Origin of the sequence: Ruegeria sp. HKCCD6119, from assembly GCF_013110585.1 — a bacterium.
Lineage (GTDB): Bacteria > Pseudomonadota > Alphaproteobacteria > Rhodobacterales > Rhodobacteraceae > Ruegeria.
This window is the reverse complement of sequence record NZ_WVQV01000001.1, coordinates 1,102,679-1,114,618: the sequence shown is the minus strand read 5'-3', so window position 1 is coordinate 1,114,618 and position 11,940 is coordinate 1,102,679. Positions and strand designations below refer to the sequence as shown.

Below are 11,940 nucleotides of genomic sequence, written 5' to 3'. Positions count from 1 at the left end.
GAAATTGGGGCACAACAAGCAACTAGGAGAAATGAAGATGAACAAGCTACTCAGCGGGGCGGTTGCCGCCTTTAGCCTGGCAGCCAGTGCGGCGCTGGCGGCGGATGAGGTGACATTGCAACTGAAATGGGTCACGCAAGCACAGTTCGCGGGCTATTATGTTGCCAAGGACAAGGGCTTTTACGAAGAAGAGGGGCTGGACGTCACCATTCTGCCCGGCGGGCCTGACATCGCTCCGACGCAAGTGATTGCAGGCGGTGGCGCCGATGTGACCGTCGAATGGATGCCTGCCGCGCTGGCTGCCCGTGAAAAAGGGCTGCCGCTGGTGAACATCGCGCAACCTTTCAAAAGCTCGGGCATGATGCTGACCTGCTGGAAAGACGCCGGGATCTCGTCGCCCGAAGACCTTAAGAACCGCACGCTGGGTGTCTGGTTCTTTGGCAACGAGTTTCCCTTCATGAGCTGGATGAGCCAGTTGGGCATCAGTACCGATGGCAAAAGCGAAAACGGAGTTGAAGTTTTGAAGCAGGGCTTCAACGTCGACCCGTTGCTTCAGCGTCAGGCGGATTGCATCAGCACCATGACCTACAATGAATACTGGCAGGTCATCGATGCCGGTGTCAGCCCGGATGAGCTGGTGACCTTCAAATACGAAGACCAGGGCGTGGCAACGCTGGAAGACGGTCTTTATGTGCTGGAAGAGAACCTGAGCGATGCGGCCTTCGCCGACAAGATGGAGCGGTTCGTTCGCGCGTCGATGAAGGGGTGGAAATATGCCGAGGAGAACCCGGACGAAGCGGCGGAAATCGTTCTGGAAAACGATGCAACCGGTGCTCAGACGGAAGAGCACCAAAAGCGTATGATGGGTGAGATCGCCAAGTTGACCGCAGGGTCGAACGGCGCGCTGGACCCGGCTGATTTCGACCGCACCGTCAACACATTGCTGGCAGGCGGGTCCGATCCGGTTATTACCAAAAAGCCCGAAGGGGCCTGGACACATCAGATCACCGATGCTGCACTGAATTGATCTCAGCCTTTCCTTGGGGAATTGAGGCGCGGTCCCAATCGGGGCCGCGTTTTTCATTCTAAATGCCGTATATGTGTCTGTACTCGACCTGAAATCAGAGTAGTATTTACCTGTAAACGAACGCATTTCATACGAATTGTGAACCTCACGGGATAAAATGCAGGTATTTGCATCAGAATTCAGCTCTGCCATCGCGCTGATCTTTGAGGGAAACTCAGAGCTGTGGGCGATTGTGCTGTTGTCCCTGAAAGTATCCGTGTTTGCGGTTCTGATTTCCGCCCTGATCGGCATGCCCGTCGGTGCCGCTCTGGCTGTGGCCAGGTTTCCGGGGCGGCGGATGCTGATCGTTCTGATGAATGCCCTGATGGGGTTCCCGCCCGTGGTCGTGGGGCTGCTGGTCTATCTGATGCTGTCCCGTTCCGGCCCGTTGGGTGTGCTAGAGCTTTTGTATACCCCGACGGCCATGATCATTGCGCAGGTCGTGTTGGTCACTCCCATTATCGCGGCATTGACCCGGCAGGTGGTCGAAATGCTGGCCGAGGAATATTCCGAACAGCTGCGATCACTGGGCGTGTCGCGGCTGGCATCGGTTCCCGTGCTTCTCTGGGATGCGCGGCTGGCACTGGTTACCGCCTTGCTTGCGGGGTTTGGGCGCGCCATTGCCGAGGTCGGCGCGGTGATCATCGTGGGCGGCAACATCAACCATGTGACCCGCGTAATGACGACGACGATCGCGTTGGAGACGTCGAAGGGAAATCTGGCGTTGGCTCTGGCGCTGGGGGCAATCCTGATCGGGATCGCGGTGGCCGTGAACGCGATGGTCAGCGCGATCAGCCTGCGGGCCGAACGGGAAGGGGTGCGTCATGCGTGACCTGCTCTGCGACAGGGTGAACTGCCTCAAGGTCGAGAACCTGCAAATCCGCAGTAACGGCAAGGCGTTGTTGGACGTCTCGTCATTGGTTCTGGATGGGCCGGGGCCAACCTTGATTCTTGGCCCCAACGGTGCAGGCAAAAGCCTGTTGCTGCGCTGTCTGCACGGGCTGATCACGCCGGATCGGGGGCAGGTCGTCCAGGGTGGAAAACCGCTGGGCGCGGCACAGAAAGCCCGCCAGGCCATGGTGTTTCAGAAACCGGTTCTGCTGCGTCGATCTGTTGCGGCAAACCTTGACTTCGTTCTCAAGCGTCAAGGCATGGGGCGAAGGGCCCGTAAGGCCCGTATCGCCGAATTGCTGACCGAAGGCGGGCTGGACGGCAAGGCCAGACAACCCGCGCGGTCATTGTCCGGGGGAGAGGCGCAGCGATTGGCGATTCTCCGTGCGCTGGCGCTGGACCCCGAGACCTTGTTTCTGGACGAGCCCACCAGCGCTCTGGATCCCAGCGCGACCCAGATGATCGAACGAATGATATTGCGGGCATCGGCTCGGGCCGTGCGGATCGTGATGGTGACGCATGATATCGGTCAGGCCCGTCGTTTGGCCTCGGACGTGGTCATGATGCAGGGCGGGCATGTCGTGGAACACGGTGTGGCAAAACAGGTTTTGAATTCACCCGAAAGCGATGCGTCGCGCCGCTATTTGGGGGGCGGGTTGGTTACATGAAATACAGAAAGCGGAGAGTGTGATGTTCCGGAAATCAATTCGGGCAGCGGTGGTGGCTGTGGGCCTGTTGACCAGCGCGGTTTCGGCGGAAGAACCGTTTATTGTGGTGCAGTCGACCACGTCTACACAGAACTCGGGACTGTTGGATTACATCCTGCCGTGGTTCGAAGCCGATTCAGGTATCGATGTCCGTGTCGTGGCGGTTGGAACCGGTCAAGCCATTCGGAACGCCGTCAACGGGGACGGGGATGTTCTTTTGGTTCACTCCAAACCGGCCGAGGAGAAATTCGTTGCTGATGGTTGGGGCGTAGAGCGGAAGGATCTGATGTACAATGATTTCGTTCTGGTCGGCCCCAAGTCTGACCCTGCCCGAATTCGCGGCGGCGTCGATGTGTTGGCCGCGCTGTCGAAAATCGCCGAGGTGGAAGCGCCGTTTGCATCACGCGGTGACGACAGCGGAACACACAAGGCCGAGCTGGGCTATTGGTCCGCAGCCGGGCTGGACCCTGCCGAGGCTTCGGGTGCTTGGTATCGCGAGACCGGATCTGGTATGGGCGCGACGCTGAACGTGGCCAGTGGAATGGATGCCTATACGCTGACGGATCGAGCTACGTGGCTGTCTTTTGGAAACCGGGGAAATCTTGAGGTATTGGTCGAAGGGGATCCGCGCCTGTTCAATCAATACGGTGTGATTCTTGTGAACCCTGACAAGCACGCGCATGTGCGGGCGGCAGCCGGCCAACGTTTCATCGACTGGCTGACGGGGCCGGACGGGCAGGAAGCGATTGCGTCGTTCAGGCTGGACGGACAGCAGGTGTTCTTTCCGAACGCCGACTAAGCCGGCCTGCGGCGGGCGAATCCTGACAAGGTAAAAGGCGGGTGAGGGCTCACCCGCTGGCACCGTTGTGGTGTATCGTGCCCAGGCCCGACAGGTCGTAGCCACCGAATTCACGGGCCCTTTGCGCAAATTGATCCGAGCGCAGCAGCGTTATCAGTTTCTGCATTGGCGGATCAAAATATGACCTGCGCCAAATCGCCAGATCCAGCCTCTCGGAATGGGTGGGGACGAAACCCAGGTTGTAAAGCCCTGCCAAAGCCCCCAGCCCAAAGCCGGCCTCGGCCTTTTCGCCGTGAAGGGCGATGGCCAGTTCCTCTTCGGTGCGTGCGCAGCCGGGGGTTGCGTCCAGATCGTCTCGGCTCATGCCATGGGCTTCCAGCTGGCTATCGAACAGGTGTTGGCTGGCCGCACTGTCCTGACGCATGATCACGCGGCGCGATTTGAGATCCTTAAACGTTTTGATATCCGATATGCCCGGGGCAAGAAGCAGCCCGCGCTTGCGTCGGGCGATTTCGTACAATACCACCGGCCCTTCGCCCAAGGCGTCACGCAGGGATTTTTCGTTGAACCCTCCGTCTTCGTGGATATGCAACACGGCCGCCTGTGCGCTGCGTTCGCTCAGCCGTGTCAGCCCGTCAAAGGAGCCGTCGTAATAGGTGGCAAGCCCCGATCCGCTTTCACGCAGCGCCCAGTCCAACAGAGGATCATGGCTGCCTGCTACAATCGGAGGCAGAGGCGGTTCGGCCACCTGCGGGCCGGATCGCGACGCGTTGAGCCAGGCTATGATTTCGGCCCGCGGGAACAACAGCTTGCCCATGGCGCGAACACAGGGCACCTCGCCCGAGGAGGCAAGATCATAGGCTTTGCGCTCGCCGATGCGCAGCAGATCAGCCAGTTCGCGGGTGGTCAGGTATTGCGACATTCAGTCGAGGCGCACGGCAGAGCCGGACGTGGCGTCGGCGGCGGTGAACCCGATCCGATCCAGCACGACAGGGGCTGCCACTGCAATGACGACCATTGCGGCGACCGCGGCAAGAAAGGCTTTCATGGTCTCCTCCAGTTCAGTTCCGGGCACCCGTTGCGCGGCGCAGAAAAACAATAAGATCCTGACGATCCTGAGCTTGTGTAATTCGCTGCATCGGCATCTTGGACCCCGGAATGTAATGGTCTGGCCCTTCGTCGAAAAGAGCATTTATCGTTTCGTCATTCCAAATGATATCAGAGCCTTGCAGCGTATCCGAGTACAAATATCCCGGTAACGTGCCCGCGCGCCTGCCGAAAACCCCGTGCAAGGAGGGGCCTGCGCGGCGCTGGCTGTTGGGGGTGAGGCTGTGACAGATCGAGCATTTCCGCGCGAACTGACGCTCACCATTGTCCATCTCGTCGGGGTTTTGCAGAAAACTTGGCTCGGCAAAAGCCATCTGTTGCCGATCGGACAGGGCGGTGACCGGCCAACTGTACATGGCCTCGTCGATCCCGCCAGCATGGATGTTTTCACCATCGACCGAGAAGGCCAGGGCCCAGACTGGCCCCCGCAACGTTGCGCGAAAGTCCTGCGCGATGCGCCAGTCCGAGGTATCGATGACCATTATATAGCCTTCGCCGTCGCCCACGGCCAGAAACCGACGATCCGGGCTGAGCGCCATGGCCAGGATCGGGCGACGATCCAGAGTGAAATCGCGTTCTTCACCGGTGGAAAGGTCCAGTATTCGGGTCACTCCGTCGACGGCACCGTAAGCGATCCAGTTGTCCTGTTCATTCAGGACCAGCTCGTTGATACCGAACCCGTGTTCGATGAGCCGGTTGATCTCTTGCCCAGTCGAGATATCCCAAATGCGCAGCGACCCATCCATGCTTGCTGAATAAAGCCGTGTGCCGTCAGAGGAAAAAACTACGGCGTTCACACCGCTTCCCGTCGGTCCAAGAGTTGTGGGCGCGGCTCCGTTCACGGGCCAAAGCCCTATCATTCCGTCCCAACTGGCGGTTGCGACGTGGGTCTTGGACGCTGCCAGACCCACGATCTTGCCCTGATGTCGCCCAACCACGTCGCCACCGGGCCACTTGCGCAGGGTGAAGTCATCTCCCGCCGAGTAGATGGCCGTGCCATTGAAGGCAACGGCGTTCACGGCGGCTTCATGACCTTCCAGCCATTCGGGGGTCCGATCAGCCCACAGCCCGACGGAATTGTCGAAACTGGCTGTTGCGATACGCCCGTCCGGGGCTGTGGCGATCCCCATGATTGGGCCGCCGTGTCCCTTGAGTGTGAAGAATTCGGCCAAGGCGGGCAGAGGGATCAGCGCCAGGGCCAGTACCAGCCCCCGCATCTATTCAGCAGGCGAGGCGGCGGTTTTGCCTGCCTCTTTTTCCTGAACTTCTTCCAGCCACAAAGAGTGGTGTTCACGGGCCCATTGTTCTTCGACCTCGCCGGTGCCCATGGCGTCAAAGGCGCCCTCCATTCCGACAGAGCCGAGATAGATATGCGCCACGATGATCGCAATGAACACATAAGCAACCATCACGTGCCAGACCTGGGCATATTGCATTTCTTCCTGCGGCGACATCTGCACCGGCAGGTTCAGGCCCATCATTTGCGGAATACCGGTCGCATTGGCGATCTGGAAGGTTTTGGCAAACAAGGGCATCTCGAACGGGAACAACAGCGACAGACCCGACAGGCTGATGGAGGCGCCCAGCAGGATGCAGGCCCAGAATATGATCTTTTGACCAGCGTTGAATTTCTTTGCCGGTGGATGGCTGTTCTTGGTAAACAACCCGCCACCCGCGGCCAGCCATTTCAGATCGACGCGGTTGGGGATATTATGGGCAATCCAGTTTACCGTGACGATGATCAGGCCCAGCATGAAGGCCCAGGCCAGATTGTTGTGCAACCACTTGCAGCCCTGTGCGAGGGCTGCAAAGCCCTCTTTCCCGAAAACCGGGATCAGGAAGTCGCGCCCATAAAGCGTCAGCAGGCCCGTGACGCCAAGGATCAGGAATGACCCGGCAAACAACCAGTGGCCGAACCGCTCGAACCCGTTGAAACGCGTGACCGTACGGCCGGTTTTCTCACCATCGATGCGAATTTTGCCTCGGATCAAGAAAAATAACAGGATGATGCCCAGCATCCCGGCAATGATATAGGTGCCGTATTCGCGCAGCGGTCCGGTGCGGAAGGTCAGCCACCACATGCCGCCATCCTGAATCAGCACGCTGTCTGCCGGACCATGAGAAGACACCGTCACATCAGCCGAGCCATAGCGCAAAGCGCGATACACGTCACTGTCCGAGGCCACACCACGCGTGCCAAGCTGACCCAGCAACCCCTCGGCGTTGCCCTGACCAGTGTTCTCGGAACGATAGCTGTTGTCGACGGTTTCACCACGCTGCCGGGCGAGAATGTCTTCCAGCGTTGTCGCTCCGCCGGTCGAGGTGCGCTCATCCGTCGTGGGTTCAGAGGTCTCTTGCGCCCATGCGGCTCCGGTCAGAAAAATCGAAACGAGCAGAAACTGAATCAGACGCATAGGGATATCCTCCTGTGCATTTTCATATCAGCGGTCAAATCCACCGATTTGCTGGTGAAAAACGGCGCCGACCGGTGCGAGCGCTTCGCGAAGATCATCCTTGGCCGGACCATACACGTCCAACCCCACTGGCGTCAGAAGCGCCAGAAACCGTTCCGCAAAATTAGCACCAAAATTTTGCATATGTATCATGGCATCTTCGGAACTGGCATAGCGTTCATAGATATGAACGGCCGAACCGGTCATGTGCCATTCATAGCTTCTGGCGCCGGTTTCTTGCAGCGTGGCCGCGACCATTTCCGCCATAAGCGCTTCGAACTCATCCTTTTTATCCAGATCGAGGTCAAGCTTCAGCAGCCAGTAAACATCATTGGTCATGCGCGCCTCTCAAATTTGTTTGCTGTGACGTTACGGGAAACGGATCCCCGATCACATCACCTGAAAAGCCCCCCGCAAAGGGCGGGAGGCTGTTTTGTCAAAAGCCGGATTTCAACCGTCTTTCTGGTCGTAGGCCGTGCCCCAGCCCCAGGCGCCCGAGCCGAAACCGCGCGCCACGACGCGTTCACGGTAAACTGCGGAAACCACGTCGCCGTCACCGGCGAGCAGGGCCTTTGTGGAACACATTTCGGCGCAGATGGGCAGCTTGCCCTCGGCGATCCGGTTGCGACCGTATTTGGCGAACTCTGCGGTCGAGTGCGTTTCCTCGGGGCCGCCGGCGCAGAAGGTACATTTGTCCATCTTGCCGCGCGATCCAAAGTTGCCCGCCTGCGGGTATTGCGGCGCACCGAAGGGGCACGCATAGAAGCAATAGCCGCAGCCAATGCACAGGTCCTTGGAGTGCAGCACGACCCCTTCTTCGTTCTGATAGAAGCAGTCGACCGGGCACACCGCCATGCAGGGCGCATCCGAACAATGCATACAGGCGACCGAGATCGAGCGTTCGCCCGGGTTGCCGTCATTGATCGTCACCACCCTTCGGCGGTTGATGCCCCACGGCACCTCGTGTTCGTTCTTACACGCGGTTACGCAGGCGTTGCACTCGATGCAGCGTTCAGCGTCGCAGAGAAACTTTGCTCTAGCCATTAATCGTCCTCCTTACGCTGCCCAGATCTTGCAGAGAGTCGCCTTGGTCTCCTGCATCTGGGTCACTGAATCATAGCCATAGGTCTGGGCGGTGTTGGTACTTTCACCCAGCACATAGGGGTCTGCACCTTTGGGGTATTTCTCCCTGAGGTCCTCGCCCTGGAAATGGCCGCCGAAGTGGAACGGCATGAAGGCCACGCCGGCACCGACCCTGTTGGTCAGCATCGCCATCACCTTGACCTTGCCGCCCTCGGGGCCTTCGACCCAGACCTGTGATCCGTCCCGAATGCCAAGGTTGTTGGCATCGCGCGGATTGATCTCGACGAACATGTCCTGCTGAAGCTCGGCCAACCACGGATTGGACCGTGTCTCATCACCGCCGCCTTCATATTCGACCAGACGACCAGACGTTAGGATTATCGGGTAATCCTTTGAAAAGTCGTTCTTCTGGATTGAGGCATACAAGGTCGGAAGGCGATAGGCATGACGGTCCTCATAGGTGGGATAGTCGGCCACCAGATCGCGCCGCGGCGTGTAGAGCGGCTCGCGATGCAGCGGGATCGGATCCGGGAAGGTCCAGACAACCGCGCGGGCCTTGGCGTTCCCGAAGGGCGCACAGCCATGTGCAATCGCGACCCGCTGGATGCCGCCGGACAGGTCGGTTTTCCAGTTGGTCTTTGGTCCGGCCACGGCGTCGATGGCCGCGCGTTCCTCGGCCGTCAGATCACCGTCCCAGCCAAGATCCATCAGCATCTGCATCGTAAACTCTGGATAGCCATCCTGAATTTCCGACCCAACGCTATAGACCCCTTCGGCCAGCAGGTTGTCGCCGTCGCGTTCCACGCCAAAACGGGCGCGGAAGGTCAGGCCGCCTTCGGCCACCGGTTTGGACATGTCATAGAGGTTTGGTGTCCCCGTATGGCCCATTTCCGGTGTGCCCCAGCAGGGCCACGGTAGACCGTAATATTCGCCGTCGTTTGGTCCACCAATGGCTTGCAGCGTGGTTCTGTCGAACGTGTGCTGGTTGGCCATATGGCTTTTCAGACGTTCCGGCGACTGACCGGTATAGCCGATGGTCCAGAGGCCCGAGTTGAATTCACGCGTGATGCTTTCAACATTCGGGGTTTCGGGGTCTTCCATCTCGATATTGCGGAAGAACCGATCCGCCCAGCCGAACTTGTTGGCGAACTTGGCCATGATGACCTCGTCCGGCAGACTTTCGAACAACGGATCGACCACCTTGTCGCGCCACTGCAACGACCGGTTCGAGGCCGTGACCGAGCCACGGGTTTCGAACTGCGTACAGGCCGGCAACAGGTAAACGCCATCGGTCCGGTCATGCAAAACGGCGGAAACGGTGGGATACGGGTCGATCACGACCAGCATGTCCAGCTTTTCCATCGCCGTCTTCATTTCCGTCATCCGGGTCTGCGAGTTGGGCGCGTGGCCCCACAGAACCATGGCGCGGACATTGTTGTCCTGATCCATGTTGGCCGGGTCTTCCAGAACACCGTCAATCCAGCGGGAAACGGGAATGCCGCGCTCGTTCTGCAGCGGTTTGTCCTTGCCGTCCTTGTCCTTGATCGTGGCGAACTGACCGGCCAGCCATTCAGGTTCTTCGCCCCAGACACGGGCCCAGTGACCCCATGCGCCTGCGGACAGGCCATAATAGCCGGGCAGGGTATGGGAAAGAACACCAAGGTCCGTTGCGCCCTGAACGTTGTCATGACCGCGGAAGATGTTGGTGCCACCACCCGAGGTGCCCATGTTGCCCAGTGCAAGCTGAAGTACGCAATACGCGCGGGTGTTGTTGTTGCCGTTGGTGTGCTGCGTTCCGCCCATGCACCAGACAACCGTTCCGGGACGGTTGTTGGCCATCGTGCGGGCAACCCGCTTCAACTGCGACCCCGGAGTGCCGGTGACACGTTCCACCTCATCCGGGTTCCACTTGGCAACTTCTTCGCGGATCTGATCCATGCCCCAGACACGGGTGCGGATGAACTCTTTGTCTTCCCAACCGTTGTCGAAGATGTGCCAGAGGATACCCCAGATCAGCGCAACGTCCGTCCCGGGGCGGAAACGGACATATTCATCCGCGTGCGCCGCAGTGCGCGTAAAGCGCGGGTCGCAGACGATCAGCGGGGCGTTGTTCTGCTCTTTTGCGCGCAGAATATGCAGCAGCGAGACGGGATGCGCCTCGGCAGGGTTGCCGCCGATGATGAAGATCGCCTTGCTGTTGTGCATGTCGTTGTAGCTGTTGGTCATGGCGCCGTAGCCCCATGTATTCGCAACGCCCGCAACAGTGGTCGAGTGGCAGATCCGGGCCTGATGGTCGACGTTGTTCGTGCCCCAGTAGGCGGCGAACTTGCGGAACAGATAAGCCTGTTCGTTGTTGTGCTTGGCCGAACCCAGCCAGTAGACGCTGTCAGGCCCGCTTTCTTCGCGGATGCTCATCATGCCGTCGCCGATCTCGTTGATCGCCTCTTCCCAGCTGATGCGCTTCCACTCTCCGCCTTCTTTTTTCATCGGATATTTCAGGCGGCGCTCGCCATGGGCGTGCTCTCGAACCGAGGCCCCTTTGGCGCAATGAGCGCCCAGGTTGAACGGGCTGTCCCAGCCGGGTTCCTGCCCGATCCAGACGCCGTTCTGAACTTCGGCAACCACGGTGCAACCGACCGAACAATGCGTGCAGACGGATTTGATGTTCTCGACTGCCGTGTTGGCTGCGGTCTGGGCGTTGGCAGGCGTCACGGTTCCACCCGTGGCGCTGATCGCGGCAAGGCCGCCGATCGTCAGGCCCGAGCCACGCAGGAATGCGCGGCGATCGACGGTATTCTCGCCGATTTGGGACAGGATACTTGTCCGCTGGGGGCGTCTCGCAACCCCGTTGGTCTTTTTCCTAAGCATTTGTTTCCTCCCTTGCGCGCCGTGTATGCCACGGCTGGCTTGGTACTGCTGAAGCCGACGTCGGGGCCAATCGCAACCGTCAGTCGGGTGTGAAAACGTCCGATCCTAGAACCGGGTGCTTTCGATGTAGGCGCGTGTATGCGCGGTATCCTGGATGCGGGTGTCGTCTGTCGGCGTTTCGGCCGCTTCGGCTTTTCCGGTCAGGCTGGCGGCGGCAACGGCAGCAGGTGCTGCGGTTCCGGCCAGTTTGAGGAAGTCGCGGCGTGTGGCGCCTTCTTCCTTGGTCTTGCTCATGGGCTCCTCCTGTCCCAATTGCGGTTTGGTGCCCATGGGGCACCGGCGATGTGCGGGCTACCCCGCTGTCATCCGGAACGCTTCGCGCTCGATCTCCATGAATACCCGACCGGCGGTGCCGACGGATGCATAGAGAACCGAGTTTTCAGCAGCTTCCAAATCCGAATAGAAATGTGCGGCCCATGGGCCGATATGTTTGCTCCAGAACGCTTTCTGGTCTTCAAGCGATGCCGGGCTGCCAAAACGCCCAACGATCATGCCTGCCATCATCTCCATCAATGAGGCGATGTTGTCCTCGGGCTCAAACACGTTCTGGGCGCGTGTGATCCCACGCACGGCCATGTCATTGCGGAGCTGCGCAAGAGGTTTCTCGTTCAGAAAACCAGTGAGGTAGAAGCTGGCATAGGGCAGCAGTTCGCCCCGACCCAAACCGATGAACAATGCATTGAATTCCCGTTCAGCGGCGGCGGGCTTGGTGACCTTTGCAACCCGCGCCATGGCTTGGATGGCCTGACCAAGATCAGTGTCATCACCGCTGAGGCCCGCCATTTGATCCAGCAGCATCTGGTCGGGTGGACCGGCCAGCAGCAAGCCCAGAAAGTTGTAGAAATCCGCGCGCAGGCGATCCTCGGCTGAAACGTCCAGAGTGTGCGCGTCACTTGCGGTCATTCG

The 11,940-nt window shown here is 59.5% G+C and carries 13 protein-coding genes; 4 read left to right on the top strand and 9 right to left on the bottom strand.

Translation table 11 applies throughout. The features are described from left to right. Positions 1-37: 37 nt before the first annotated feature. From GS611_RS05580 to GS611_RS05565, 4 genes are all read left to right on the top strand, one after another. The gene (locus tag GS611_RS05580; protein ID WP_152457702.1) at positions 38-1,027 is read left to right on the top strand and encodes an ABC transporter substrate-binding protein; all 990 of its coding nucleotides are present in this window, start codon (positions 38-40) and stop codon (positions 1,025-1,027) included. Between the two features lie 157 nt (positions 1,028-1,184). Continuing rightward, complete coding sequence (locus GS611_RS05575) at positions 1,185-1,898, top strand: ABC transporter permease (protein WP_171633078.1); 714 nt, start codon at positions 1,185-1,187, stop codon at positions 1,896-1,898. After that, complete coding sequence (locus GS611_RS05570) at positions 1,891-2,625, top strand: ATP-binding cassette domain-containing protein (protein ID WP_171633076.1); 735 nt, start codon at positions 1,891-1,893, stop codon at positions 2,623-2,625. The genes GS611_RS05575 and GS611_RS05570 overlap by 8 nt, the downstream gene beginning before the upstream one ends. A 22-nt stretch (positions 2,626-2,647) precedes the next feature. Further along, the gene (locus GS611_RS05565; protein WP_171633073.1) at positions 2,648-3,463 is read left to right on the top strand and encodes a substrate-binding domain-containing protein; all 816 of its coding nucleotides are present in this window, start codon (positions 2,648-2,650) and stop codon (positions 3,461-3,463) included. A gap of 49 nt (positions 3,464-3,512) precedes the next feature. Here the strand turns inward: GS611_RS05565 and GS611_RS05560 are convergent, their stop codons facing one another. From GS611_RS05560 to GS611_RS05525, 9 genes are all read right to left on the bottom strand, one after another. Next, the gene (locus tag GS611_RS05560) at positions 3,513-4,385 is read right to left on the bottom strand and encodes a helix-turn-helix transcriptional regulator (protein WP_171633070.1); all 873 of its coding nucleotides are present in this window, start codon (positions 4,383-4,385) and stop codon (positions 3,513-3,515) included. Beyond that, the gene (locus tag GS611_RS21255; protein WP_256367747.1) at positions 4,386-4,511 is read right to left on the bottom strand and encodes a hypothetical protein; all 126 of its coding nucleotides are present in this window, start codon (positions 4,509-4,511) and stop codon (positions 4,386-4,388) included. It abuts the gene before it with no gap. Positions 4,512-4,524: 13 nt separating this feature from the next. Further along, positions 4,525-5,787: a c-type cytochrome gene (locus tag GS611_RS05555; RefSeq protein WP_171633068.1), complete on the bottom strand. Its 1,263-nt coding sequence runs from the start codon at positions 5,785-5,787 to the stop codon at positions 4,525-4,527. Continuing rightward, a complete protein-coding gene (locus GS611_RS05550) occupies positions 5,788-6,984 on the bottom strand; it encodes a formate dehydrogenase subunit gamma (RefSeq protein WP_171633065.1) in 1,197 nt (398 codons plus the stop codon). Between the two features lie 27 nt (positions 6,985-7,011). Further along, positions 7,012-7,362, bottom strand: coding sequence for a putative quinol monooxygenase (locus GS611_RS05545; RefSeq protein ID WP_171633062.1), 351 nt, complete (start codon positions 7,360-7,362; stop codon positions 7,012-7,014). 111 nt (positions 7,363-7,473) lie between these two features. Further along, complete coding sequence (gene fdh3B / locus GS611_RS05540) at positions 7,474-8,067, bottom strand: formate dehydrogenase FDH3 subunit beta (RefSeq protein WP_010439472.1); 594 nt, start codon at positions 8,065-8,067, stop codon at positions 7,474-7,476. 12 nt (positions 8,068-8,079) lie between these two features. Further along, the gene (locus GS611_RS05535) at positions 8,080-10,974 is read right to left on the bottom strand and encodes a formate dehydrogenase subunit alpha (protein WP_171633060.1); all 2,895 of its coding nucleotides are present in this window, start codon (positions 10,972-10,974) and stop codon (positions 8,080-8,082) included. Positions 10,975-11,079: 105 nt separating this feature from the next. Then, on the bottom strand, positions 11,080-11,268 hold the full coding sequence (locus GS611_RS05530) for a ubiquinol-cytochrome c reductase iron-sulfur subunit N-terminal domain-containing protein (protein WP_171633057.1): 189 nt from the start codon (positions 11,266-11,268) through the stop codon (positions 11,080-11,082). Between the two features lie 57 nt (positions 11,269-11,325). Continuing rightward, the gene (locus GS611_RS05525; protein ID WP_171231802.1) at positions 11,326-11,937 is read right to left on the bottom strand and encodes a molecular chaperone; all 612 of its coding nucleotides are present in this window, start codon (positions 11,935-11,937) and stop codon (positions 11,326-11,328) included. Positions 11,938-11,940 lie beyond the last annotated feature (3 nt).

What these genes read in the sequence shown, in the direction of transcription:
- GS611_RS05580 (WP_152457702.1), top strand. Translation starts at nt 38, where the DNA reads ATGAACAAGCTACTCAGCGGGGCGGTTGCCGCCTTTAGCCTGGCAGCC.
- GS611_RS05575 (WP_171633078.1), top strand. Translation starts at nt 1,185, where the DNA reads ATGCAGGTATTTGCATCAGAATTCAGCTCTGCCATCGCGCTGATCTTT.
- GS611_RS05570 (WP_171633076.1), top strand. Translation starts at nt 1,891, where the DNA reads ATGCGTGACCTGCTCTGCGACAGGGTGAACTGCCTCAAGGTCGAGAAC.
- GS611_RS05565 (WP_171633073.1), top strand. Translation starts at nt 2,648, where the DNA reads ATGTTCCGGAAATCAATTCGGGCAGCGGTGGTGGCTGTGGGCCTGTTG.
- GS611_RS05560 (WP_171633070.1), bottom strand. Translation starts at nt 4,385, where the DNA reads ATGTCGCAATACCTGACCACCCGCGAACTGGCTGATCTGCTGCGCATC.
- GS611_RS21255 (WP_256367747.1), bottom strand. Translation starts at nt 4,511, where the DNA reads ATGAAAGCCTTTCTTGCCGCGGTCGCCGCAATGGTCGTCATTGCAGTG.
- GS611_RS05555 (WP_171633068.1), bottom strand. Translation starts at nt 5,787, where the DNA reads ATGCGGGGGCTGGTACTGGCCCTGGCGCTGATCCCTCTGCCCGCCTTG.
- GS611_RS05550 (WP_171633065.1), bottom strand. Translation starts at nt 6,984, where the DNA reads ATGCGTCTGATTCAGTTTCTGCTCGTTTCGATTTTTCTGACCGGAGCC.
- GS611_RS05545 (WP_171633062.1), bottom strand. Translation starts at nt 7,362, where the DNA reads ATGACCAATGATGTTTACTGGCTGCTGAAGCTTGACCTCGATCTGGAT.
- fdh3B (WP_010439472.1), bottom strand. Translation starts at nt 8,067, where the DNA reads ATGGCTAGAGCAAAGTTTCTCTGCGACGCTGAACGCTGCATCGAGTGC.
- GS611_RS05535 (WP_171633060.1), bottom strand. Translation starts at nt 10,974, where the DNA reads ATGCTTAGGAAAAAGACCAACGGGGTTGCGAGACGCCCCCAGCGGACA.
- GS611_RS05530 (WP_171633057.1), bottom strand. Translation starts at nt 11,268, where the DNA reads ATGAGCAAGACCAAGGAAGAAGGCGCCACACGCCGCGACTTCCTCAAA.
- GS611_RS05525 (WP_171231802.1), bottom strand. Translation starts at nt 11,937, where the DNA reads ATGACCGCAAGTGACGCGCACACTCTGGACGTTTCAGCCGAGGATCGC.